This window comes from Achromobacter sp. 18P8.1.1, from assembly GCF_057799415.1.
This window is the reverse complement of record NZ_JBYOKH010000036.1, coordinates 1-24,142: the sequence shown is the minus strand read 5'-3', so window position 1 is coordinate 24,142 and position 24,142 is coordinate 1. Positions and strand designations below refer to the sequence as shown.

Here is a 24,142-nt window from a genome sequence, read left to right as displayed (position 1 = left end):
GGCGGAAGGCGTCGCGTTAGCGTTTTTTCGCGGATGCGGGCTGGGAAGCGCCGGCGGCGGACTGGTCCACCAGCAGGCCCAGGCGGGTGATGCCGTTGGTGCGCAGTTCGTCCATCACCTTCACGACCGTCTCATAGGGCACCTTGCCGTCGGCGGCGATGACCACCGGCGTTTCCGCGGTAATGCGCGAGCGCACTTGCGCCACCAGCTCGGGGCGGGCGATGTCCTGCATCGTGGCGCCGGGTTCGCGCATGCGCAGGGCGATCTTGCCGTCTTCCGAAATCTGGACTTCCAGCGGTTTCACGGGCACGTCCGATGCCGCGCCGACCGAGGGCAGCTGGATCAGCCCGGGCGTGATCAGGGGCGCGGTCACCATGAAGATGACCAGCAGCACCAGCATCACGTCGATGTACGGCACCACGTTGATGTCGGCCTTCATGCGGCGGCCGGACCTGCCGCGTGAGCTTACCGAGGGCATTAGCGCACCTGCCGTTGCAGAATGTTCAGGAATTCGTCGACGAAGCTGTCGAAACGGATCGAGATGCGATCGATGTCATTCGTGAAGCGGTTGTAGGCGACCACGGCCGGGATGGCGGCGAACAGGCCGATCGCGGTGGCGATCAGTGCTTCCGCGATACCGGGGGCCACCGAGGCCAGCGTGGCCTGCTGCATGTTCGACAGGCCGATGAAGGCGTGCATGATCCCCCATACCGTGCCCAGCAGGCCGATGTAGGGCGATACCGAACCGGCCGATGCCAGGAAGTTCAGGTGCGATTCCAGCGAATCCATTTCGCGCTGGTACGCGGCGCGCATGGCGCGGCGCGGGCCGTCCAGCAGGGCGGTGGCGTCGCCGGCCGAGTTGCCGCGGCGGGCCTTCAGGAATTCGGTCATGCCGGCATCGAAGATGCGGGCCAGGGCGCCCTGTTCGTCGCGGCGCGAGGCCACGGCCTGTTGCAGCATGGACAGGTCGCCGCCCGACCAGAAGTCGTCTTCAAAGCGGCGGGTCTGGGTATGGGCGCGCTTGATGGCAAGGCGCTTGGAGAAAATGTAGGTCCAGGACATGATCGAGATGCCCAACAGCATCAGCATGATCAGCTGGACCGGCACGCTGGCGTGCGAAATCAACGAAAGCAACGACATGTCGCTGGTGGCTTGCATGGTTATTCCTGAATGGATTCCAGTTTGGCGCGGACGTCGGCCGGCAGTTCCGCCGGCCGCATGTTCACGGCATCGACGCAACAGACTTGGATGTTGCCTTCGGCAAGCAGTTCCCCGTCGCGTTCCGCGCGCTGCGCGAAGTGTATCGAAGCGCGGCCCAGTTTGGTGACTCGGCTGCGTATGGTAAGCAAATCGTCCAGTCTGGCCGGCTTGCGGTAAGACATGTCCAAGGAGCGGACAACGAATAAACGCTGCTCGCTCGCGGCCAGCCCGGACTGGTTGACTCCCAGGTTGCGCAGCCATTCGGTGCGTGCGCGTTCCAGGAATTTCAAGTAGTTAGCGTAGAAAACCACCCCGCCCGCATCCGTGTCTTCGTAGTAGACACGGACTTGCAGGAGGGATTCGGCGGACTTCAGATCGGTCACGATACGGATAGGGAGTGATGCGGGTCGGGACGCGAAAAGTCCGTACTAGCTATAAGGTTAGAGGGTGTCGAGTTTTGCCAGCACCGTTTCCAGCGCGGACTCTACCGGAATCTTGGCCGCTTCGGATTCCCGGCGGGCCTGCAATTCCACCACACCATCGTTCAGGCCGCGTTCTCCAACTGTTACACGCAGCGGAGCGCCGATCAACTCCCATTCAGCAAACATGACGCCCGGGCGTGCATCGCGGTCGTCCAGGATGACGTCCACGCCGCGCGCCAGCAGCGATTCATAGAGCTTCTGGGCGGTGTCACGCACGGTTTCACTTTTGCCCCAGCCCACCGGGCAGATCACTACTTCGAACGGGGCGATCGCACGGGGCCAGATGATGCCGCGGGCGTCGTGGTTCTGCTCGATGGCGGCGCCCACGATGCGGGTCACGCCAATGCCGTAGCAGCCCATTTCCAGGACGGCCGGTTTGCCAGTTTCGTCCAGGAAGGTGGCCTTGAGGGCTTCGGAGTACTTCTTGCCCAGGTAGAAAACGTGTCCCACTTCAATGCCGCGCTGGATGGAGAGCGTGCCCTTGCCATCCGGCGACGGGTCGCCCGCGACCACGTTGCGCAGATCGGCCACGAGCTCGGGCTCGGGCAGGTCGCGGCCCCAGTTTACTCCCTCGATGTGGAAATCTTCCTTGTTCGCGCCGCAGACGAAATCGGCCATGTTGGCGACCGTGCGGTCGGCGATCACGTGCACCGGCTTGGCCGTCTTGACCGGGCCCAGATAGCCGGGCTTGCAGCCGAAATACTCGACGATCTCGCTTTCCGTGGCAAAGCGGAAGCCCGCCAGGCCCGGCAGCTTGCCCGCCTTGATTTCGTTCAGTTCGTGGTCGCCGCGCAGGAGCAGCAGCCAGATGTCGACTTTGCCCTTGTCGCCGTCGGTGGCCAGGACGATCGACTTGATCGTCTTTTCCAGCGGCAGGCCCAGCAGCTTGGCCACGTCTTCGCACTTGGCCGCGCCCGGGGTGGGCACGTCGGCCATGGCCTGGGTGGCTTCACCGCGCACCGGGTACAGCGAAACGGCTTCGGCCAGTTCGATGTTGGCGGCGTAGTCGGTCTCGGCGTTGTAGACCAGCAGGTCTTCGCCGGTGTCGGCGATCACCTGGAATTCATGGCTGCGGGTGCCGCCGATCGAGCCCGTGTCGGCCGCCACCGCGCGGAATTCCAGGCCCAGGCGGCCGAAAATGCGCATGTAGGCGGCGTACATGGTGTCGTAGCTTTTCAGGGCGCCGGCTTCGTCGCGGTCGAAGGAGTAGGCGTCCTTCATCGTGAATTCGCGGCCGCGCATCAGGCCGAAGCGGGGGCGGCGTTCGTCCCGGAACTTGGTCTGAATGTGATAGAAATTCAGCGGCAGCTGGCGGTAGCTGTGGATTTCATTGCGCGCGATGTCGGTGATGACTTCCTCGGACGTCGGCTGCAGCACGAAGTCGCGCTGGTGGCGGTCCTTGATGCGCAGCAGTTCGGCGCCGTACTGCTCCCAACGGCCCGATTCCTGCCAGAGCTCGGCGGGCTGGACCACCGGCATCAGCAGCTCGATGGCGCCGGAGGCGTTCATTTCCTCCCGGACGATCGCCTCGACCTTGCGGATGATCTTCAGGCCCAGGGGCATGTAGGTGTAGATGCCGCCCGCGAGTTTGCGGATCATCCCGGCCCGGGTCATCAGCTGATGGCTGGCGACTTCGGCTTCGGAAGGGGCTTCTTTGAGGGTGTTGATGTGGTAGTTGGATGCGCGCATGTTTAAAGGTGGCAGCAGATACGTATAATCGACTGTAATTGTATTGAATTCGGTGGGGGTGGCCCATGCTTGACCGCGAAGGCTACCGCCCCAATGTCGGCATCATTCTCGTCAACAGTCGAAACGAGGTCTTTTGGGGCAAGCGTATCAGGGAACATGCATGGCAGTTCCCCCAGGGCGGCATCAAATATGGCGAAAGCCCGGTGCAGGCCATGTATCGCGAACTCCATGAAGAGGTGGGCTTGAAGCCCGAGCATGTCCGTATTTTGGGGCGTACACGCGATTGGTTACGTTATAACGTGCCCGATCACTTCGTCCGGCGTGAGTGGCGTGGCCACTATAAAGGACAAAAACAGATTTGGTTCTTGTTGCGCCTGGTGGGACGTGACAGCGATGTGTGCTTGCGCGCGACGCAGCATCCGGAATTCGATGCCTGGCGCTGGAGCCAGTATTGGGTACCCCTGGACGCCGTGATCGAGTTCAAGCGCGATGTCTATACCCAGGCGTTGAACGAGTTGTCGGCGATCCTCTTTCGGCGTCATCATGAAACCCGCTACCTGCGCCAGCGCGTGCACGGGCAGCGGGCAGCAGAGAATTTGCCCGAAGGAACGGACGGTCATGCGCATATTGTTGGTTGAAGACGAACGGGACATGGCGTCCTGGTTGATGCGCGCGCTCGCTCAGAGCGGGTTCGTGCCGGATCACGCGGCAGATGCCCGCACGGCCGAAGCATTCATGGCGGGCACGGAATATGACGCCATCGTCATGGACCTGCGCCTGCCCGACAAGCACGGCCTGGTCGTCCTGCGCGAAATGCGCAACCGGGACGACCGCACGCCCGTTCTGCTGCTGACTGCCCAAGGCGCGCTGCAGGACCGGGTGCGCGGCCTGAACCTGGGGGCGGACGACTTCCTGACCAAACCCTTTGCTCTGGAAGAACTGGAAGCGCGGCTGACCGCGCTGGTGCGCCGCAGCCGCGGCCGCCAGCATCCGCGCCTGCAGTGCGGGTCGCTGTCCTACGACAGCGAAAGCCGTGCCTTCACGCTGGACGGCTCGCTGCTGTTCCTGACCCCGCGCGAACATGCCGCCCTGGCGGCGCTGCTGACCCGCAGCGGTTACCCCGTGGACAAGTCGCAGTTGTTCGGCAAGGTCTTCACGCACGACAGCGAAGCCAACCCCGACGCCATCGAGGTCGTGCTGCACCGCCTGCGCAAGAAGCTGGCCGGCAGCGACGTGCGCATCGTGACCGTGCGCGGGCTGGGCTACATGCTGGAAAGCGTCACCAGCGAGTCGGCCGCATCGGAATCCTGAGTGAGCTTGCGGATACCCGGGTTGCCACGCGTCGGCATCCGCGCGCTGCTGATCATCCTGCTGCTGCCGGGCGTGGTGGTGCTGCTGGTCATCGACAGCCTGAACGACTACCGCACCCTGTCCGAGATCACCAACGAGGCCTATGACAGCGCGCTGGTGGAACCCGCCCGCGTGCTGGAAAGCAGCCTGGAGTTCACGCCGGACGGCAACCTCCAGGTGGCCACGCCGCTTTACGCGCAGGTGATGCTGGAATCCCGCGCGGGCCTGCGCAAGTATTTCCGCATCGAACAGATCGATCCGCCGCTGCCGGACGGGGCGCCGGTGCCTACCGAGCAGGGCAAGACGTTGCTGGGCATGCCCGAGATGCCACGCCCGCCCACCTGGCCGCGGTCGAACGGCCAACCTATCTTCTACGACGGCGTCTACCGCAATGACCCGGTGCGTGTGGTCTCGGTCGTGCGCGATCTCTACTATCAGGGGCAGCATCGCCAGGTGCTGGTCGTGGTGGCGGAAAGCACGGGCAAGCGGATCGAAGCCGAAAACAATGCGCGACGCCAGGAAATCCTGCGCGACGCGCGCATGCTGGCCCTGGTGGTGCTGCTGGTGTGGTGGGGCGTGTCTTGGGCATTGAAGCCCTTGCGCCGCCTGCGCGCCGATATCCGCAACCGTCGGCCCGACGACCTGACGCCGCTGGACGCGTCCCGCGTGCCCAGCGAGGTGTCACCGCTGGTCGACGCCGTCAACCACCATATCGCCCGCTATCGCCGGGTGCTGGACGAGCAATCGCACTTCCTGGCCGACGCCTCGCATCAGTTGCGCACGCCGTTGGCCATCATGCTGACGCAGGCGCAGTACGCGCTGCGCGAGCGCGATCCGGCCCGCACGCGTGAAGGCTTGCGCGCCATCGTCGATCAACTGGGCCGCACGCGCCGCCTGACCGAGCAGCTGCTGTCCCTGGCGCACGCCAATCAGGCCGACCAGCTGCCGCGCCAACTGCTGGACATGAATGCGGTGTCGCGTGAGGTCGTCTTGCAGTACCTGCCGCTGGCGCATGAAAAGCAGCAAGACCTGGGCTGGGTGCAGGCGGCGTCGCAAGACGGGCTGGAAATCCCCGTGCCGGTCCTGGGCAGCGAGGCCGAACTGCACGAAGCCCTGTCCAACCTCGTGCACAACGCCATCCACTACGCACCCGTCGGGGCGCAGATCACCGTGTCGGTCTTCCGGCTGGAAAATCGGGCCGAGGTCTCGGTGTCGGACAACGGCCCCGGCCTGGAGCCCGTCCTGCGCAGCCGCGCCTTCGCGCGTTTCGAACGGGTCGGTACCGACAAGCCCGTCGCCTCGTCGGGCTCCGGCCTGGGCCTGGCGATCGCCCGCGCCTACGCCCGCCGCAACGACGGCGACATCGAACTGCGCGATGGCGAGCCCAACGCGCAGGGCGGCGTGGGCCTGGCTTCCGTGCTGTGGCTGCCGCTGGCGCCGACGGTCTCGCAATACCCGCGTCCGCTCGATGTCGAGCTCAAGGGCGACCAGTAAAGCCGCCTGGCTTTCAAATTTTTTTCCACTTTCCTTCCTGCCCGCGGGGCCTGCACTCAGGGATAACCCCCGAATTCAGGAATGCGACAGCGCATAGAAAGCGAATTAGCAGCTTCCCTCCGTAATCTGCGCTCCGGCTCGCTGTTAAGGGCCGGGCGAAGCTCGTTTCGAGCAGCGCATCCAGGGCCGGCACGGTCCTGCACCAGGAAGGAGGATGGAAGTGCAAAAAAATATCAACAGAAAGGACTACTACGGCGGTGCGCTGATGGTCCTGATCGGGTTGGGGGCGATATACGGGGGCACCGATTACCACATCGGCACGTTGAGCCACATGGGGCCGGGGTTCTTCCCCGCCGCGCTTGGCGGCCTGTTGGCGCTGACCGGCGTGCTGATCGCCATTTCTGCGCGTTCGGGCGAGGCGACGCCGCCTGCGCCGGGCGATGGCCACGCGCATGGGTTGCCCGATTTCCGCGGCAGCGCCTGCATTCTGCTGGGCACGCTGGCGTTCCTGCTGCTGGGCCACTACGGCGGCCTGCTGCCGGCGACGTTCGCCATCGTATTCATCTCGGCACTCGGTGATCGCAAGAACACCATCAAGCAAGCCATCCTGCTGTCGCTCGCGATGTCCGCGATCGCAGTCGTCGTGTTCTGGTGGGCGCTGCAACTGCAGCTGCCGCTGTTTCGTTGGGGTTGAAGCGCCATGATCTCTCAATCTTTGATGGACCTTTGGTACGGCTTCGGCGTCGCGTTCCAGTGGCACAACCTGATGTGGTCGTTCTTCGGCGTGCTGGTGGGCAACCTCATCGGCGTGCTGCCCGGCATGGGCGCCTTGTCGGCGATCTCCATCCTGCTGCCGCTGACCTACGTGATGCAGCCCGTGCCCGCGATCCTGATGCTGGCCGGCATCTTCTACGGCTCGCAGTATGGCGGCGCCATCGGCGCAATCCTGCTCAACCTGCCTTCGCATCCGCCGCACGCGGTCACCTGCCTGGACGGTTATCCACTGACCAAACAGGGCAAGGGAGGAACCGCGCTGGGCATCACGATGATCTGCTCGTTCTTCGCGGCATCGGTCGGCATCATCGTCATGATCTTCGCGTCGCCGCTGCTGGTCGAAGTGGCGTTCAAGTTTGGCCCGACCGAGATCTTCTCGATCATGCTGCTGGGCTTGCTGGCCGGCGCGACGATGTCGCGGGGCTCGCCGCTCAAGGGCGTTGCGATGACGCTGTTCGGCCTGATGTGCGGCGTGGTCGGCACCGACGTGAACACGGGCACCATCCGCTTCTCGTTCGGCCTGCTTGACCTGTCCGACGGCCTGGAGCTGGTGGCGATCTCGATGGGCCTGTTCGGCGTGGCCGACTTCCTGATGAGCGTCAACCGCATGACCATCATCGGCAGCGGCGCCAAGCTGCGCATCCGCGACATGCGTCCTACCAAGCAGGAACTGAAGACCGCGTTCTGGCCGATGGTGCGGGGCACGGCGGTCGGCACGCTGTTCGGCGCCATGCCGGGCACGGGCCCGACCATCACCACGTTCGTCGCCTACGCGCTGGAGCGCAAGATTTCCCGCACGCCCGAGAAGTTCGGCACCGGCATGATCGCTGGCGTGGCGTCGCCGGAAGCGTCGTCGCACTCGAAGACGCAGGTCGACTTCATCCCGACGATGAGCCTGGGCATCCCTGGCGATGCGGTGATGGCGCTGATCCTGGGCGCGCTGCTGATCCAGGGCATCCAGCCCGGCCCGCAACTGATCACCGAGCATCCGGACATCTTCTGGGGCCTGATCGCCAGCTTCTGGGTGGGCAACGTGCTGCTGATGGTGCTGAACGTGCCGCTGATCGGCGTGTGGGTCAAGCTGCTGCAGGTGCCGTACCGCTACCTGTTCCCGTCCGCGCTGTTCTTCATCGCGGTGGGCGTGTACAGCACGCAGAACAGCCTCTTCCAGATCTGGGAAGTGCTGGCCTTCGGCGTGATCGGCGCCATCCTGATGACGCTGGAATTCTCCGTGGCGCCCATCCTGCTCGGCTTCGTGCTGGGGCCGATGGTCGAAGAGAACTTCCGCCGCGCGTTGCTGTTGTCGCGCGGTGACCTCGCGGTGTTCGTGCAACGCCCGATCAGCGCCTGGTTCATCGGCGCAAGCGCCTTGCTGATCCTGCTGCAGGTCTGGGCCTTCCTGCGCCGCGGCAAGGGTAAAGGCAAGGGCAAGCCTGAAGTCCCGCAGACGGTCTGAACGCTTATTCAAGGCATGAACGAACGGCCCGGCGATCTGCCGGGCCGTTTGATTTGTGGGGCGTCATCCTGCATGCTTCATGCTTTCCGAAAGCCTCGCAGAGCCGCCACCATGCACATTCTCTTTGCCTGCCCCCTCCATGATCCCGACGTCTGGGTGCCGCGCCTGGAAGCCTCCATGCCCGGCTGCCGCATTTCCGTATGGAATCCCGATGGTCCGCCGTCAGGCGCGGACGTGGCGCTGGTGTGGCGCCCGCCGGCGGAGCTGTTCAAGCACGAGACCGGCATCACCACGCTGTTCAATCTGGGCGCGGGCGTGGATGCCCTGCTGAAGATGCCCGAGATTCCCGCGCACGTGCGGATCGTGCGCCTGGAAGATGCAGGCATGTCGGTGCAGATGGCCGAGTACGCCTTGTACGCGCTGCTGCGCGTCTCGCGCGATTTCGAGGCCTTCGATCAGGCACAGGCGCGCCAGCATTGGGATACCCGCGAAGGCACGCGCCAGGCCGATTGGCCGGTTGGCGTGCTGGGGCTGGGGCAGGTCGGGGCGCGCGTGGCGCAGACGCTGGCCGGTTTCGGCTATCCCGTGGCCGGCTGGTCGCGCTCGCCGCGCGAGATTCCCGGCGTGGAGTCCTTTGCCGGAGAGGCCGCCTTGCCGGCGTTCCTGGCCCGTACGCGCTTTTTGGTGAACGTGCTGCCGCTGACGCCGGACACGCGCGGCATCCTGAACCGCGAAACGCTGTCGAAACTGTTGCCGGACGCGCATCTGGTCAACGTCGGTCGCGGCGAGCACCTGGTTGAAGAAGACCTGGTGCAGATGCTGGAAGAAGGCGAGATCGCCGGCGCCACGCTGGACGTGTTCCACACCGAGCCCTTGCCCACTGACCATCCGTTCTGGCGCGACCCGCGCGTTCACGTCACGCCTCACATCGCCGCGCGCACGTTGCGCGACGAGAGCATCGAGCAGATCGCGGGCAAGGTCGCCCAGTTGATGCGCGGCGAACCCATCACGGGTGTGGTCGAGCGTACCCGCGGCTATTGAGGCACGGGCGTGACGGCTTTTTCCAGCCGCTGATACATCGTCGGCAGGCGCTCCGACAGGAAATCCAGCAAAGTCCGGACGGCGGGCATCATGCCCCGCCGCGACGGATAGATGCAATGCACGATGCCTTCCGGCGATTGCCATTGCGGCAGCACCGGCACCAGTTGGCCGCGTCGCAGTTCTTCCTGCGTCGCGATCGACGGCAGCAGCGCAATGCCCCGGCCGCGCACCGCGGCTTCGGTCAGCACGATGAAGTCGTTGCAGGACAGCTGCGGCTTCAACTCGATCTGCACCTCTTCGCCCTTGTCGTTGCGCAGCGGCCACCGCACGTCATGCTGCGGGTCCGAAAAGCTCAGCGTCGTGTGAGACGCCAGGTCCTGCGGCGTGTCCGGCGTGCCGTGGCGCTGCAGATAACCCGGGCTGGCCACCAGCGTGCCGCGTGCCGATCCCAGGTGGCGGACCACCAGTTCAGCATCCGTATCCAGCTTGGTGCGCACGCGCAGCGCCAGATCGACCCCTTCGCGGATCAGGTCCACGCGCCGGTTGGTCACCAGCAGCTGCACGGAAATCGCCGGCCACGCATCCAGAAATTCGGGCAGGATCGGCGCCAGCACGTCCTGGGCAATGGAGACGGGGCAGCTCACGATTACCGGCCCGGCAGGCTCTGACTGCAACTGCCGCATGGCGTCGTCCGCAGCGCGGGCGGATGCGGCCATTTCACGGCAATAGTGCAGGTAGCGTTCGCCGGCCGAAGTCAGCCGCAGGCGGCGCGTCGTGCGTTGCAGCAGCCTGACACCCAAACTTTCCTCAAGGTGAGAGATCCTGCGCGACAGGCGGGATTTCGGGATGTCCAGCGCCCTGGCTGCCGCGCTGAAGCCGCCTTGCTCGACGACTTGGGAAAAATAGTAGAGGTCATTGAGATCTTGCATGATTGTTCTATGTCTGGAACGAACAGTTCATCATACCCCGGTTTATGTGAACAATGAACCGGTCTACAGTGAGCCCATGCATTCGGGATCTGCCAACGCCACCCGGCGCCAAGCTCCAGTCCGAACTCCTTGAAGAGTCGGGCGTGGCGCTGACAGATCCTGGCCGCCCGCGTATGGCGGGCCACCCCTGGAGATATTTGCAATGAAGACCCTCGTTATCCTTTCCTCGATTCTCGGCGACCGTTCCAACAGCAAGCAATTGGCCGATCACCTGATTGCGCGCGTCAAAGAAGCCAACCCCGCCGCGGCCGTCAAGGTGCGCGACATCGGCGCGCAACCCATTCCCTATTTCGACGGCAACACGGCCGGCGCGCTGTTCACCCCGGCGGATGCCCGCAGCGTCGAGCAGCAACGCATCGTCGAACTGAGCGATACGCTCGTCGCTGAACTGATGGAAGCAGATCGCATCGTTTTCGCGGTGCCCGTGTACAACTTCAATCTGCCCGCGCAGTTCAAGAGCTATCTGGACTACGTGGCCCGTGCGGGCGTCACGTTCCGTTATACGCCGGAAGGCGTGCCGGAGGGCCTCGTCAAGGGTAAGCAGGTGTTCGTGTTGACGGCGCGCGGCGGCAAGGCTGAAGGCACGCCGACCGACACCCTGACGCCGTACCTGCGCCAGATGCTGGGCTTCCTTGGCATGAACGACGTCACGTTCATCGCGGCCGAAGGTATGGCGATGGGCGAAGTGGCGGCGCTGGAAGGCGTGGCGCTGGCCAAACAACGCATCGACGCCTTGGTGCTGGAAACGGCGCAAGCGAGCCTGGCTGCATAACCGCGCCGGCGCCACGAAAAAAGGCGAGCCCGAGGCTCGCCTTTTTTTGTCAGCGCCATCGCCGTGCCGAGGGGCAGGGCGATGCAGCAAGTTCAGTCGCGCAGTCGCTTCACCAGGCTCGACGTGTCCCAACGGCCGCCGCCCATCTTCTGGACGTCGCCATAAAACTGGTCCACCAGGGCGGTCACGGGTACGCGCGCGCCGTTGTGGCGCGCTTCGGCCAGCACCAGGCCCAGGTCCTTGCGCATCCAGTCCACCGCGAAGCCGAATTCGAACTTGTCGTCGACCATGGTGCCGCCGCGGTTCTCCATCTGCCAGCTTTGCGCCGCGCCCTTGCTGATCACGTCCAGCACCAGCTTCATGTCCAGATCGGCCGCCTGGCCGAAGGCCACGGCTTCCGACAGGCCTTGCACGATGCCGGCGATACAGATCTGGTTGACCATCTTGGCCAACTGGCCGGCGCCCGGCGCGCCCACCAGCGTCACGGCGCGGCCGAAGCTTTGCGCCACCGGCTTGATGGCGTCGAAGACGGGGGGTTCGCCGCCGCACATGATGGTCAGCACGCCGTTGACCGCGCCGGCCTGTCCGCCCGAGACGGGGGCATCCACGAAGTTCAGGCCCAGTTCCTTGGCTTGCGCATAGAGCTCGCGCGCTACATCGGCCGAGGCGGTCGTGTGGTCGACGAATACCGCGCCCGGCGCCATGCCCGAGAACGCGCCGTCCGGGCCCAACACGATGCTGCGCAGATCGTCGTCATTGCCCACGCAGGCGAATACGATCTGCGCGCCCGCTACCGCTTCGCGCGGCGTGGGGGCATGGTGGCCGTGGAACTCGGCGGCCCAGGCTTGCGCCTTGGCGGGGGTGCGGTTGTAGACGGTGACGTCGTGCCCCGCACGGGCCAGGTGGCCGGCCATGGGCAAGCCCATCACGCCCAATCCGAGGAAAGCGACTTTCTGGGCTACGACCGCGTCGTAGCTCTTGGTACCGATCGTTGCCATGCAGGGAACTCCGCTCTATGTAGGTAAGGTCAGTCTCAGGACAGTAACCTTAACGCAATCAAAAGCCGGCGGCGAGTCCATCCCGTCGACTGTCGCTGGCGCTGACATAGCCGTCCACCGCCGGGTCGCCTAGCCGCCAGATGAACTGGCCCGAACCGAAGTCCATATAGGGGTCGTCGATGCCTTCCAGCACATGGCCGCGCGTGCGCAGGCCCTGGGCCACGGCCGGGTTCAATCCCGTTTCCACGTCCACCGCCAGGCCGTGGTTCCATTTCCAGCGAGGCGCGTCGCAGGCGGCTTGCGGCTGCTGGCCGTAGTCCAGCATGCGCACCAGCGTCTGCACTTGCCCCTGGGGCTGCATATTGCCGCCCATGACGCCAAAGCTCATGACGGGTGCGCCGTCGCGCATCAGGAAACCAGGGATGATGGTTTGGAAGGGGCGCTTGCCGCCCGCGACCACATTGGGATGGTCGGGTTGGGTGCTGAAGCAATGCCCGCGGTTCTGCAGGCTGACGCCCGTGCCCGGCACCACCACGCCCGAACCGAAACCCATGTAGTTCGACTGGATGAAGCTGACCATCATGCCGCTCTTGTCGGCGGCGGTCAGGTAGACGGTGCCGCCTTGCGGCGCATGGCCCGAGGCGAAGGCCTGGGCCACGTTGGGGTCGATCATCCGCGCGCGTTCGGCCAGGTAATCCGGCCGCAGCATCTGCTCGGGCGTCATCCGCATGTGGCGCGCGTCGGCCACGTGCGCATAGACGTCGGCGAACGCCAGTTTCATGGCCTCGATCAGCAGGTGCTGGGTGTCGGGATGGTCGACTGGGCGGGCAGGCAGGTCGAAGTTCTGCAAGATGCCCAGCGCGATCAACGCCGCGATGCCTTGGCCGTTGGGCGGGATTTGATGCAGGGTGTGGCCGCGGTAAGGCTGGCTGATCGGCGTCACCCATTCCGGCGCGTAGTCGCGCAGATCGGCCAGGGTCAGGGCGGCGTCGTGCGCCTGAGCGTGCGCCACCAGCTTGTGGGCCGTTTCGCCTTCATAAAAGTCGCGCCCGCCGCTGGCGGCGACGCGCTTGAGCGTCGCGGCTGCGCCCGGCAGCACGAAGTGTTCGCCGATGTGGGGCGCGCGGCCGCGTGGCAGAAAGTGTTCGGCAAACCCCGGTTGCGGTTGCAGGACGTCGGCTTGCGCCGCCCATTTTTCCTGCACGACGGGCGACACGGCGTAGCCGCGTTCGGCATATTCGATGGCGGGTGCCAGCACGTCGGCAAACGCCAGGCTACCCAGCTTTTCGTGCAGGGCCGCCCAGCCGGCCACACAGCCTGGCACCGTCACGCTGTCCCAGCCCCGCATCGGGATCACGCCCTGATGCTTGCGGCGGAAGTAATCCACGTTCCAGGCGCCGGGGGCCGTGCCCGAGGCATTCAGGCCATGCAGCTTCGAACCGTCCCAGATGATGGCGAAGCAGTCCGAGCCCAGGCCGTTGCTGACGGGTTCGGTCAGCGCCAGCGTGGCGGCTGCAGCGATGGCCGCATCCACGGCATTGCCGCCGCGGGCCAGAATCCGCAAGCCTGCCTGGGCGGCGAGTGGCTGCGAGGTGGCGACCACGTTGCGGGCGAACACCGGAATCCGGGTGGTGGGGTAGGGGTTCTTCCAGTCGAAATTCATGCCGAATCATCGCGTGGGGTAAACCCGTAGCTTAACGTAGATGCCGGCGAGAGCCCTACGCCTCGTAGTGTGTCGTATCTATTAGTAGCTTTCCAGACAGGCATTCCGGGCGCGCAAAGAAAAACCCCCGGGACAGGCCCGGGGGTTTCGTTAAAGGCGAGACCGCCGCCCGCAGGCGGCGTACCGCGCTTTAGTCTTCTTCGACGAAGGTCTCTTCGCGCTTCTTGCGGATGGCCGGCAGGGCCACCAGGATCACCAGGAACACGGCGACGGCCAGCAGCGAAGCCGACAGCGGACGGGTCACGAAGGTGGTGAAGTCGCCACGCGACAGCAGCAGGGCACGGCGGAAGTTTTCTTCCATCATGGGGCCCAGGACCAGACCCAGCAGCAGCGGCGCGCCTTCGCACTTCAGCTTCGACCACACGTAGCCCACGATACCGAACATGGCGGTGGTGAAGATGTCGAACGCGTTGTAGTTCAGCGAATACACACCGATCGTGCAGAACACCAGAATCGCCGGGAACAGGATGCGGTAAGGCACCTTCAGCAGCTTGACCCACAAGCCGATCAGCGGCAGGTTCAGCACCACCAGCATCAGGTTGCCGATCCACATCGAGGCGATCAGGCCCCAGAACAGCTCCGGGTGGCTCGTCATGACTTGCGGGCCGGGCTGGATGTTGTGGATCGTCATTGCACCGACCATCAGCGCCATCACGGCGTTACCCGGGATACCGAGCGTCAGCAGCGGGATGAACGAGGTCTGGGCAGCAGCGTTGTTCGCCGATTCCGGGCCAGCCAGGCCGGCCGGGTGGCCCTTGCCGAAGCGTTCCGGATTCTTCGAGATCTTCTTTTCCAGCGTGTAGGAAGCGAACGACGACAGCACGGCGCCACCGCCCGGCAAGATACCCAGGGCCGAACCCAGGGCCGTACCACGCAGCACTGCCGGGTACGATTCCTTGAATTCCTGCTTGTTCGGGTACAGCGAGCCGATCTTGTCGGTGATGTCGACGCGGTTTTCCTTCTGCTCCAGGTTGGTCATGATTTCGGCAAAGCCGAACACGCCCATGGCCACGATGGCGAAGTCGATACCGTCTTGCAGTTCCGGCACGCCGAAGTCGAAGCGGGCGACACCCGAGTTGACGTCGGTACCGACCATGCCCAGCAACAGGCCCAGGATGATCATCGAGATCGCCTTGGGCAGCGAGCCCGAGGCCAGCACCACGGCGCCGACCAGGCCCAGGCACATCAGCGAGAAGTACTCGGCGGGGCCGAACTTGAAGGCGACTTCAGCCAGCGGGGGCGCAAAGGCGGCCAGCAGCAGCGTGGCCACGCAACCGGCGAAGAACGAACCCAGCGCGGCGATTGCCAGCGCGGCGCCAGCACGGCCGTTGCGGGCCATCTGGTGACCGTCCAGCACGGTCACCACCGCGGACGTTTCCCCTGGCAATGCCACAAGAATCGCCGTCGTGGAGCCGCCGTATTGGGCGCCGTAATAGATACCTGCCAACATGATCAGGCCGGCCACCGGGGGCAGCACGTACGTGATCGGGAGCAGCATCGCGATGGTCGGGACGGGGCCGATGCCCGGCAGCACGCCAATCAGCGTACCCAGGATGCAGCCCAGCAGTGCGTAAAGCAGGTTCTCGGGCGTAAACGCCACCGAGAAGCCCAACATCAGGTTGTCAAACAATTCCATGACCGGTTGCTCCTTAGTTCATGCCCAGAAAGGACGGCCACAGCGGGAAGATCAGCCCCAGCCCCTTGACGAATGCCAGATACGAGAAGATCACCAGGAAGATCGCGTTGGCGACGGCGACCTTCAGGCTGAACTCGTGGCTGGCCAGGCTGCTGACCACAACCAGGAGGAACACCGAGATGTAGATGCCCAGCAGTTTGAGGACCAGGCCGTACAGGACGACGGATCCCACCACCAGGAAGACGATGCGCCAGTCGAACTTGTCGACGTGCGTTTCATGGGCTTTCTTGGACATCGAGCCAAGCAGCACGATGGCGCCCAGCAAAGCCAGAACAATGCCTAGCCAGAAAGGAAAGTACCCTGGGCCCATTCGGGCAGCAGTACCCATTTGGTAGCTGCTGGCCTGCCAGGCGAATCCCAGTCCAAGGGCGATGAACATCACCCCAGACCAGAAGTCCTGTCGATTGCGTAGCTGCATGATTGGTTGGCTCCTGTTTACAGCATGTAGATAAAAAAGTTTGTAGCCGGATGGGGCTCGCCGAAAGGCGAGTGACAGGCACAAAAAAGGCACTTCGGGGTGCCATTAGTTCTTCTGAAAGCGACGGCGTGGTTTCTTGAAAGGGCGAATGGTAATGGACGCCTGCCACGCTGCAAACCCTGTAAGCTCGGTGAAAGCCTGGGGTTTTCCCTAGAATTCGGGTACTCCCGATCCCCAGATGTAACCGCGCGGGAAGATTGAGGGCTTTTTGAAAGCTAAGTGAAAGTTTATAGAAAGAAATGCGAAAGCCGGATCGGCCGGATGCGGGGAATTTGGAGGAGGGGCCAGGCTTTTTTCTTTGAAGGTCACCGGTTGGCGTTGCACCACCGGAATCACTCGCCTATTTCCTACCGAATATTGCCGGGTTTCTCACCTTGCGTGAAGAGGCCCGATTGCACTCAGGATGGTTTACGATAGCGCCCATGCTGCAAGATCTAGACCAACTCGCCGCCCGAATCGGGCAACTGGTGCAACGCACCCGCCAACTCCACGCAGAGCGTGACGCGTTGCGCCTCCGCCTGAACGAACTCGAAGCTGACCAGCGTGTTCTGAAGCAGCGCGCCGCAGAGCGCGAGGCCGACATCGTCACGCTGCAAAGCAAGCTTCAGGATCATGATGGCGCCGTCAGCGCCATGCTCGAGCAGGCCCAGCAGGCCGAAGCCGCCTTGCGCGAACAGCTCGCCCGTGAATCCACCGAACGCCAGTCGCTCGAATCGCGTTTCTCTGCCCGGGAAACCGAATTGCAGGGCAACCTGCAATCTCGCGACACTGAACTACAGCGCTTGCGCGTGGCCGCCGCCGCGGCCCGCGAGCGCATCGACGCCGTGCTGGCCCGCCTGCCGGGCGCACCGTCTGGAGAGCAACACTGATGGAACGCGTAGATGTCACCATATTGGGACGCGATTACTCCCTGGCCTGCTCCGCTGAAGAGAAGCCTACGCTCATGGCCGCCGTGCGCCATGTCGACCAGCTGATGCTGCGCATCCAGGGAACGGGCAAGATTTCCAGCAACGAACGCATCGCCGTGATGGCCGCTTTGCAGGTGGCGGGCGAGCTCCTTGCCATGAAGGCGCCGGATGGTCCGCTGGGCGGTTTGGCAGTCGGCGACTTCAAGCGTAGAATTGAGGACATGAACGCAGTACTCGATGACGCCTTGTCGGGTCAGGAAAAACTGCTCTAACCGTTCATAAGCAGTATTCAAGAATTTTCAGTTTGTCCCTGCCGTGTCCGTGACTAGGCCATACATTCTCTGAACCTATGCTTTCGGCATATGGTTGCGGGAGTGTAGAGCTGGAGTGATCGTCTCTCGTAGACGAACCCGACGCTCTGCGGAACGCGACCACCTCTTACCTTAGGGTTCGAGATGCCGGCCTTGACGGCACAGGCGGGGCATTTATCCCAGCGGGCCTGCCATAAGCGCAGGTCCGCGTCGGGCGCCTCACCATCCCCCCTTGCCCCTTCCTTTGTCCTCCCTCCTAGGACCAGTCCATGTTTAAACACCCTGTTTTTTCGCTGACGAAACTCGGCGCAGCGTGCGCAGCCGTGGCCGCCATCGCCGCCGTCCAACCCGTTTATGCGCAAGCGCAGACGCCCGCCGCGCCCGTCGCTACGGAATCGTCCACGAATCGTTCGCCGGAAATGACGTTGCAGGCCACCGCGTCTTCCGAGGTCAAGCAGGACACCGTCCGTATTTCGCTGTCTGCCGAAGTCGAAGCGCCGGATCAGCCCGCTGCCGGCAAGAAGCTGACGGCCGCACTGGACGACGTCATCAAGCGCGCACGCGACACGAAGGGCGTCGAAGTGCGCACGGGCGGCTACAACGTCTGGCCCAATACCAACAGCAAAGGCAAGATCGGCACGTGGCGCGGCCAGGGCGAAGTTGTTCTTGAATCGAAAGACTTCGAAGCTGCCGCCGCGTTGGCGTCCAAGCTCTCGGACAAGACCGCCATTTCGAACATCAGCTTCTCGCTGTCGCGCGAAGCGCGCGAGGCCGAAGAGCGCAAGCTGCTGAAAGAAGCGGCCCAGGCCTTCAAGGATCGCGCGCTGGCAGCGGCCAACGCGTTCGGTTTCTCGGGCTATCGCCTGTCCAAGCTGGAATTGGGCGGCGCGGGCGGCCCGGTGCCGATGCCCCGCATGTTGGGCGCCGCGGCCATGGCCAAGGACGCCTCTGGCGGCTACAGCCCGGACGTCCCGCTGGAAGCGGGAGACGTCACGGTCAGCATCGCCGTCAACGGGACGATCGTTTTGCAGTAAGGCTGAACATGATGGCGCCCAGGGCGACCATCGGCAGGGACAGCCACTGTCCCATGCTCAAACCACCCGCGAGCAGGCCCAGGAAGTTGTCTGGCTCGCGGGTGAACTCCACCAGGAAGCGGAACGTTCCGTAACCCATCAGGAAAAGCCCGCTCACCTGTCCGAGTGGACGCGGCTTGCTCGAAAACCACCACAGCAGTGCAAACAGCACGATGCCTTCCAGGCCCAGCTCATAGAGTTGGGAGGGGTGGCGCGCCAGCCCGTCGCCGCTGTCGGGGAACACCATGGCCCACGGCACGTCGGTCGGCCGGCCCCACAGCTCGCCATTGATGAAGTTGCCCAACCGGCCGAAACCCAGGCCCAGCGGGATCAGCGGGGCGATGAAGTCGCTGACCGCGAAAAAGGGCAGCTTCTTCTTGCGCGCAAACAGCAGCATCACCAGGATCACGCCGATCAGGCCGCCGTGAAACGACATGCCGCCTTGCCACAGGTACGCCACTTCCAGCGGGTGGGCCAGGTAATAGCCCGGCTTATAGAACAGCACATACCCCAGCCGGCCGCCCAGCACCACGCCCAGCACGCTATAGAAGATCAGGTCTTCCAGGTCGCGCACATTCAGTGACGTGGTGTGGCCGCTGGTGATGCGCCGGCGGCCAAGCAGGTACACCAGGGCGAAGCCCGCCAGATACATCAGGCCGTACCAGTGGATGGCTAGCGGCCCGATCTGCAAGGCGATGGGGTCGAATTTTGGATATTGCAGCATGTTCTGCCCGACACAATAAAGTTGAATGATAATAACCGGCGAGCACTGAAGATTCGCATGCATGCATGCAAGCGAGCCAGCTTCCCAGGGTGCGTTCGCCATGTCCGCGCCCCGACGGCCGACAGGAGAGACAGACCATGCCGAACAATGAACGTTCCCGCCATATCACCCACGGCGTCGCGCGCGCGCCCAACCGCGCCATGTACTACGCGCTGGGTTATCAGGAAGCCGATTTCGAAAATCCCATGATCGGGGTGGCCAACGGCCATTCCACCATCACGCCATGCAACAGCGGCCTGCAGCGCCTGGCGGATGCGGCCATCGACGCCATCCGCGCCTCGCGCGCCAACCCTCAGGTGTTCGGCACGCCCACCATCTCGGACGGCATGTCCATGGGCACCGAAGGCATGAAGTATTCACTGGTGTCGCGCGAAGTCATCGCGGACTGTATTGAAACCGCCGCGCAAGGCCAGTGGATGGATGGCGTGGTGGTGATCGGGGGCTGCGACAAAAACATGCCGGGCGGCATGATCGCCTTGGCGCGGACCAATGTGCCCGGCATCTACGTCTATGGCGGCACGATCAAGCCGGGCCATTACAAGGGCAACGACCTCACGATCGTGTCGGTGTTCGAAGCCGTGGGCGAATACACGATGGGCCGCATGCCCGAGGCCGACTTCAAGCAGATCGAGAAATGCGCCATCCCCGGCTCAGGCTCCTGTGGCGGCATGTACACGGCCAACACGATGAGCTCCGCATTCGAAGCCATGGGCATGAGCCTGCCGTATTCCAGCACGATGGCCAATGAAGACGATGAAAAGGTGGTCTCGGCCGCCGAGTCGGCGCGGGTGCTCGTCGATGCGGTCCGGCGCAACCTGCGGCCGCGCGACATCATCACGCGCGAATCCATCGAAAACGCCGTTTCGGTCATCATGGCCACCGGCGGTTCCACCAACGCCGTGCTGCATTTCCTCGCCATCGCGCATGCCGCCGAAGTGCCGTGGACCATTGACGACTTCGAACGCATCCGCAAGCGCGTCCCCGTGCTGTGCGACTTGAAGCCGTCTGGTAAATATGTCGCGACCGACCTGCATCGCGCAGGCGGCATTCCGCAGGTCATGAAGCTGCTGCTCAACGCCGGGCTCCTGCATGGCGACTGCATCACCATCAGCGGCAAGACCATCGCGGAAACCTTGGCCGATGTGCCGGATGCACCGCGCGCGGACCAGGACGTCATCATGCCGATGGACCGCGCCTTGTACCCGCAAGGGCATTTGGCCATCCTGAAGGGCAACCTGTCGCCCGAAGGCTGCGTGGCGAAGATCACGGGCCTGAAGAACCCAGTCATTACCGGTCCCGCACGCGTGTTCGATTCCGAAGACGACGCCATGACGGCGATCATGGCGCGCCAGATCAAGGACGGCGATGTCGTCGTCATCCGCTACGAAGGCCCGAAGGGCGGTCCCGGCATGCGTGAAATGCTGGCGCCCACTTCGGCGCTGGTCGGGCAGGGCCTGGGCGAAACCGTGGGCTTGATCACCGACGGCCGCTTTTCCGGGGGCACCTGGGGCATGGTCGTCGGCCATGTCGCGCCCGAGGCTTTCGTGGGCGGCCCGATCGCCCTGATCCAGGAAGGCGATTCGGTTACCATCGATGCCCACAAGCTGCTGTTGCAGCTCAATATCAGCGACGAAGACCTGGCGGCTCGTCGACAGGCCTGGGTTCAGCCCAAGCCGCGTTATACACGCGGTGTGCTCGCCAAGTTCGGCAAGCTCGCCAGCACCGCGAGCCGTGGGGCAGTAACCGATGCATTTGAAGATTAGTCTGTGGGTGGCCGTGGCCGGCGTCTTGGGCGCCGGCGCGGTCCAGGCCCAAACCACCGGGTTGGACCTGGCCAAGAGCAAAGCCTGTATGGCCTGCCACCAAGTGGAAGCCAAGCGCGTCGGGCCACCGCTGAAAAGCGTGGCCGAACGTTATGCAGGTCAGGGTGACGCCATGGTGGACTACCTGGCGGGCAAGATCCGCGGCGGCGGCCGCGGCGCCTGGGGCGCCGTGCCCATGCCCGCGCAAACCCATGTCAGCCAGGAAGATGCTCGCCTGCTGGCCGAATGGATCTTGTCGCTGGCGCCGCCCAAGCAGTAGTCTTATTCTCTATGCCCCGCGCATGAAGCCGGGGGCGCCGGCCGCAGGCAGCGGCCGTCTACAGGAAAGGAATCGTCATGGCAGAACAAGCATCCCCGGGCAATGAAGTCGCCGTTCTTGGCGGCGGCTGCTTCTGGTGCGTCGAAGCGGTCTTCACCGAATTGAAGGGCGTCAAAAGCGTGCTGCCCGGCTATAGCGGCGGGCACGTGGACAATCCCAGCTACGAGCAGGTCTGCGGCAAGGACACCGGCCACATCGAGGTCGCTCGCGTGGAATTCGATCCCGCTGAACTCTCCTACAGCGATCTGCTCCGCGTCTTCTTCGCCACGCACGACCCCACCACGCCGGGGCGCCAGGGCAATGACATCGGCCCGCAGTACGAGTCGGCAATTTTCTGGCAGAACGAAGCACAGCGCGAACAGGCCGAAGCGGTAATCGCCGAAGTCGAGGCTCAGCAGGTCTACGACGCGCCGATCGTCACCAAGCTGCTCGCGCCCGTCAAGTTCTGGCAAGCCGAGGACTACCACAGCAACTATTTCGCCCTGCATCCCGAACAAGGCTACTGCCAGTTCGTGATCGCGCCCAAGGTCGCCAAGTTCCGCAAGCAGTTCCAGGACCGCCTGCAGCGCTGACTTCCTTTTATCTGGGCGAAAAAAAACCTCACCACCAGGTGAGGTTTCAAAGCCGGCGCGAGTGCCTGGGCACCGCACGCCGGCGGGGGAAGCAGTTAGTCGACGTTCTTCACCACGCCGCGGCGCATCTGGTCCAGTTCGATCGATTCGAACAAGGCCTTGAAATTGCCCTCGCCGAAACCGTCGTTGCCCTTGCGCTGGATGATCTCGAAGAAGATCGGGCCGATCTGGTTTTCGGTGAAGATCTGCAAGAGCAAGCCGCCGCCGGGGGCGCCGTCAAGCAAGATGCGGTTCTTCTGCAGGCGGGCGACGTCTTCGCCGTGGTTGGGCAAACGGCGGTCCAGCAGCTCGTAATACGTTTCCGGCGTATCCAGGAACACCACGCCCGACTCGCGCAGCGCTTCGATGGTGCCGTAGATGTCTTCCGTGGCCATGGCGATGTGCTGGATGCCTTCGCCGCGGTACAGGTCCAGGTATTCCTGGATCTGGCCTTTTTCTTCCGTGCCTTCCTCATTGATCGGAATGCGGATGTTGCCGCAAGGCGAGGTCATCGCCTTGGACTTCACGCCCGTCACCTTGCCTTCGATGTCGAAGTAGCGCACTTCGCGGAAGTTGAAGAGGCGCTCGTAGAATTCCGACCACTCCGCCATGCGGCCCTTGTGCACGTTGTGCGTCAGGTGATCCACCAGCGTCAGGCCGGCGCCGCGGTGATTCAGGTCGGCTTGCGCGTTGTCCGGATCGACCGGCACGAAATCCACGTCATAGATGCTGATGTCGCCGATGCCGCCGTGGCCTTCCTTGCCCGTCCAGCGGTCAACCAGGTAGATCAGCGAATCGCCGATGCCCTTGATGGCCGGGATGTTCAATTCCATCGGGCCGCTATGCGAGTCGAAACCCCAGGCGCCCAACTCCAGCGCGCGCTTGTAGGCGGCATTGGCGTCTTGCACGCGGAAGCCGATCGCACAGATCGACGGGCCATGCAGGCGCGCGAAGCGTTGGGCGAAGGAATCGGGTTCGGCGTTGATCAGGAAGTTGACGCCGCCTTGGCGGTACAGGGTCACATCCTTGTGGCGGTGCTTCGCAATGGCTTTGAAGCCCAGCAGCTCGAAAACCTTGCGCAGCGCAGCGGGGTCCGGCGCGGCGTACTCGATGAATTCGAACCCGGCGGTGCCCATCGGGTTGTCCCAGGGTTGGAAAGCGCTGCTCATGTGTCTGCTCCCTTGCATCATTTTTCAGGACGACTTGTTGTTCAAGTCTAGACGGAGATTGTAGGAAGGAACGCCGGGCAGACAATTGCAAACATGGCGCGAAAGCCAACCTTCTGAGCAATAATATTGCCGTACTGAAAAATATAAGGGCAAAAAATGTCTGAGATCGAGCTTGATAGGACAGATCTAAGGATTCTGGCTGAATTGCAGCGGGACGGGCGCCTCAGCAACCAGGAATTGGCCGACCGCGTGTCCCTGTCGCCCAGCCCCTGCCTGCGCCGGGTACGCCGCCTGGAAGAAAAGGGCTTCATCAAAAAGTACGTCGCGCTGATCGACGCCGAAAAGGTCGGGCTAGGGCTGCTGGCGTACGTGAACATTCGGTTGAACAAGCACAGCGGGTCCAGTCACGCCCCAATGAGCGACTTCGCGCGCGATGTGCAGCTTTGGCCGGAAGTGGTCGAGTGCTATGCCATGTCTGGTGACATGGACTATCTGCTGCGGATCCAGGTGGCGGATCTGGCCCACTTCTCCCGCTTTGCCATGGACACGCTGATGCGCCACCCGGCCGTGATCGACATGCGCTCCTTCTTCGCCATGCAGCAGATCAAGGAAACTACCGAGCTTCGGATCTGATGCGGTCCGCCTCTCTCTATATATAGAGGGATGGAGGAGGGGTGTCGTCCGATTGGTTGGGTGAGCGGGGAGGGATCCTCTATATAGAGGGCGCCAACGATAGGGCGTCTACCGCAGGATCCCGTCCATCTGCGGGGCATCGGCGTCTATATATAGAGGACAGCAACCAGGCTGGAGTGAGTGCGTCCCCAAAAAATTCATCTTTCTGCAAATCAGGCGTCATGTTGGCCAGTACCCTGAAAATTCTGTGCTATAGTCTCGCTCCTTCGCAGTTCAGACGTTTTTGAACCGCGAAGCCAAGCAAGCACAACAGGCGAAACCGGGGCAACCCAGCCAAGCCTGCCGCGAAGAGTTCAGGAATGAGCGCCC

Annotated in this window: 25 protein-coding genes and 1 other RNA gene; 15 read left to right on the top strand and 11 right to left on the bottom strand. The window is 63.6% G+C overall.

Annotation, left to right across the window (positions count from 1 at the left end; genetic code table 11):
• Positions 1-16: 16 nt before the first annotated feature.
• From AC27VE_RS21070 to AC27VE_RS21055, 4 genes are read right to left on the bottom strand one after another with little or no spacing between them, the layout of a single operon-like run.
• Positions 17-478, bottom strand: coding sequence for an ExbD/TolR family protein (locus AC27VE_RS21070; RefSeq protein WP_006225983.1), 462 nt, complete (start codon positions 476-478; stop codon positions 17-19).
• Positions 478-1,158, bottom strand: a complete 681-nt coding sequence (gene tolQ / locus AC27VE_RS21065) for a protein TolQ (RefSeq protein ID WP_088590353.1) — start codon at positions 1,156-1,158, stop codon at positions 478-480. The genes AC27VE_RS21070 and tolQ overlap by 1 nt, the downstream gene beginning before the upstream one ends.
• A gap of 2 nt (positions 1,159-1,160) precedes the next feature.
• Positions 1,161-1,583 (bottom strand): tol-pal system-associated acyl-CoA thioesterase, encoded by a 423-nt coding sequence (gene ybgC / locus AC27VE_RS21060; RefSeq protein ID WP_006225985.1) that lies wholly within the window; start codon positions 1,581-1,583, stop codon positions 1,161-1,163.
• A 57-nt stretch (positions 1,584-1,640) separates the two neighbouring features.
• Positions 1,641-3,371, bottom strand: a complete 1,731-nt coding sequence (locus AC27VE_RS21055) for a proline--tRNA ligase (RefSeq protein ID WP_488704883.1) — start codon at positions 3,369-3,371, stop codon at positions 1,641-1,643.
• A gap of 65 nt (positions 3,372-3,436) precedes the next feature.
• Here AC27VE_RS21055 and AC27VE_RS21050 point away from each other — a divergent pair, with 65 nt between their 5' ends.
• The 6 genes from AC27VE_RS21050 (at position 3,437) to AC27VE_RS21025 (ending at position 9,486) form a co-directional block, all read left to right on the top strand.
• Positions 3,437-4,009, top strand: coding sequence for an RNA pyrophosphohydrolase (locus AC27VE_RS21050; RefSeq protein ID WP_006217428.1), 573 nt, complete (start codon positions 3,437-3,439; stop codon positions 4,007-4,009).
• A complete protein-coding gene (locus AC27VE_RS21045) occupies positions 3,990-4,682 on the top strand; it encodes a response regulator (protein ID WP_006225987.1) in 693 nt (230 codons plus the stop codon). The genes AC27VE_RS21050 and AC27VE_RS21045 overlap by 20 nt, the downstream gene beginning before the upstream one ends.
• Positions 4,683-6,215: a sensor histidine kinase gene (locus AC27VE_RS21040; protein WP_192816737.1), complete on the top strand. Its 1,533-nt coding sequence runs from the start codon at positions 4,683-4,685 to the stop codon at positions 6,213-6,215.
• A gap of 214 nt (positions 6,216-6,429) precedes the next feature.
• Positions 6,430-6,909 carry a tripartite tricarboxylate transporter TctB family protein gene (locus AC27VE_RS21035; RefSeq protein ID WP_211187804.1) on the top strand — a complete coding sequence of 160 codons (480 nt, stop codon included), beginning with the start codon at positions 6,430-6,432 and terminating at the stop codon, positions 6,907-6,909.
• Between the two features lie 6 nt (positions 6,910-6,915).
• Positions 6,916-8,445, top strand: coding sequence for a tripartite tricarboxylate transporter permease (locus AC27VE_RS21030; RefSeq protein ID WP_035213662.1), 1,530 nt, complete (start codon positions 6,916-6,918; stop codon positions 8,443-8,445).
• A gap of 111 nt (positions 8,446-8,556) precedes the next feature.
• Positions 8,557-9,486, top strand: coding sequence for a 2-hydroxyacid dehydrogenase (locus tag AC27VE_RS21025; protein WP_006225991.1), 930 nt, complete (start codon positions 8,557-8,559; stop codon positions 9,484-9,486).
• Here AC27VE_RS21025 and AC27VE_RS21020 read toward each other — a convergent pair.
• Complete coding sequence (locus AC27VE_RS21020; protein WP_427958918.1) at positions 9,480-10,415, bottom strand: LysR family transcriptional regulator; 936 nt, start codon at positions 10,413-10,415, stop codon at positions 9,480-9,482. The genes AC27VE_RS21025 and AC27VE_RS21020 overlap by 7 nt on opposite strands.
• Positions 10,416-10,617: 202 nt before the next feature.
• On the opposite strand from AC27VE_RS21020, the gene AC27VE_RS21015 reads away from it, so the two are divergent.
• Positions 10,618-11,247 carry an FMN-dependent NADH-azoreductase gene (locus AC27VE_RS21015; protein ID WP_488704882.1) on the top strand — a complete coding sequence of 210 codons (630 nt, stop codon included), beginning with the start codon at positions 10,618-10,620 and terminating at the stop codon, positions 11,245-11,247.
• A gap of 92 nt (positions 11,248-11,339) precedes the next feature.
• On the opposite strand, the gene AC27VE_RS21010 is transcribed toward AC27VE_RS21015, so the two are convergent.
• From AC27VE_RS21010 to AC27VE_RS20995, 4 genes are all read right to left on the bottom strand, one after another.
• Complete coding sequence (locus AC27VE_RS21010; protein WP_488704881.1) at positions 11,340-12,245, bottom strand: NAD(P)-dependent oxidoreductase; 906 nt, start codon at positions 12,243-12,245, stop codon at positions 11,340-11,342.
• A gap of 58 nt (positions 12,246-12,303) precedes the next feature.
• Complete coding sequence (locus AC27VE_RS21005; protein WP_488704880.1) at positions 12,304-13,908, bottom strand: gamma-glutamyltransferase family protein; 1,605 nt, start codon at positions 13,906-13,908, stop codon at positions 12,304-12,306.
• 190 nt (positions 13,909-14,098) lie between these two features.
• On the bottom strand, positions 14,099-15,604 hold the full coding sequence (locus AC27VE_RS21000; RefSeq protein ID WP_427958926.1) for a tripartite tricarboxylate transporter permease: 1,506 nt from the start codon (positions 15,602-15,604) through the stop codon (positions 14,099-14,101).
• Positions 15,605-15,617: 13 nt separating this feature from the next.
• Complete coding sequence (locus AC27VE_RS20995; RefSeq protein WP_427958929.1) at positions 15,618-16,082, bottom strand: tripartite tricarboxylate transporter TctB family protein; 465 nt, start codon at positions 16,080-16,082, stop codon at positions 15,618-15,620.
• 482 nt (positions 16,083-16,564) lie between these two features.
• On the opposite strand from AC27VE_RS20995, the gene AC27VE_RS20990 reads away from it, so the two are divergent.
• The 4 genes from AC27VE_RS20990 (at position 16,565) to AC27VE_RS20975 (ending at position 18,395) form a co-directional block, all read left to right on the top strand.
• A complete protein-coding gene (locus AC27VE_RS20990; RefSeq protein WP_488704879.1) occupies positions 16,565-17,011 on the top strand; it encodes a hypothetical protein in 447 nt (148 codons plus the stop codon).
• Complete coding sequence (locus AC27VE_RS20985; RefSeq protein ID WP_006217444.1) at positions 17,011-17,322, top strand: cell division protein ZapA; 312 nt, start codon at positions 17,011-17,013, stop codon at positions 17,320-17,322. Before AC27VE_RS20990 ends, AC27VE_RS20985 begins: the two co-directional genes overlap by 1 nt.
• Positions 17,323-17,354: 32 nt before the next feature.
• A non-coding RNA gene (gene ssrS, locus AC27VE_RS20980) (6S RNA) lies at positions 17,355-17,537 on the top strand.
• A 93-nt stretch (positions 17,538-17,630) separates the two neighbouring features.
• Entirely contained in the window at positions 17,631-18,395 is a 765-nt protein-coding gene (locus AC27VE_RS20975) for an SIMPL domain-containing protein (protein ID WP_427958935.1), read from the top strand.
• Here the strand turns inward: AC27VE_RS20975 and lgt are convergent.
• Positions 18,370-19,158: a prolipoprotein diacylglyceryl transferase gene (gene lgt, locus AC27VE_RS20970; protein ID WP_006226000.1), complete on the bottom strand. Its 789-nt coding sequence runs from the start codon at positions 19,156-19,158 to the stop codon at positions 18,370-18,372. The two genes, AC27VE_RS20975 and lgt, sit on opposite strands and share 26 nt — an antisense overlap.
• 137 nt (positions 19,159-19,295) lie before the next feature.
• Between lgt and ilvD the strand changes: the two genes are divergently transcribed.
• The 3 genes from ilvD (at position 19,296) to msrA (ending at position 21,932) form a co-directional block, all read left to right on the top strand.
• A complete protein-coding gene (gene ilvD / locus AC27VE_RS20965; RefSeq protein WP_006226001.1) occupies positions 19,296-20,981 on the top strand; it encodes a dihydroxy-acid dehydratase in 1,686 nt (561 codons plus the stop codon).
• The gene (locus tag AC27VE_RS20960; RefSeq protein ID WP_167390137.1) at positions 20,965-21,300 is read left to right on the top strand and encodes a c-type cytochrome; all 336 of its coding nucleotides are present in this window, start codon (positions 20,965-20,967) and stop codon (positions 21,298-21,300) included. The genes ilvD and AC27VE_RS20960 overlap by 17 nt, the downstream gene beginning before the upstream one ends.
• A 77-nt stretch (positions 21,301-21,377) precedes the next feature.
• Entirely contained in the window at positions 21,378-21,932 is a 555-nt protein-coding gene (msrA, locus tag AC27VE_RS20955; protein WP_006226003.1) for a peptide-methionine (S)-S-oxide reductase MsrA, read from the top strand.
• Positions 21,933-22,027: 95 nt separating this feature from the next.
• Here msrA and hppD read toward each other — a convergent pair whose 3' ends face one another.
• Positions 22,028-23,140, bottom strand: coding sequence for a 4-hydroxyphenylpyruvate dioxygenase (gene hppD, locus AC27VE_RS20950; protein ID WP_006226004.1), 1,113 nt, complete (start codon positions 23,138-23,140; stop codon positions 22,028-22,030).
• Positions 23,141-23,296: 156 nt separating this feature from the next.
• On the opposite strand from hppD, the gene AC27VE_RS20945 reads away from it, so the two are divergent.
• On the top strand, positions 23,297-23,773 hold the full coding sequence (locus AC27VE_RS20945) for an Lrp/AsnC family transcriptional regulator (RefSeq protein WP_169274097.1): 477 nt from the start codon (positions 23,297-23,299) through the stop codon (positions 23,771-23,773).
• Positions 23,774-24,142: the final 369 nt, after the last annotated feature.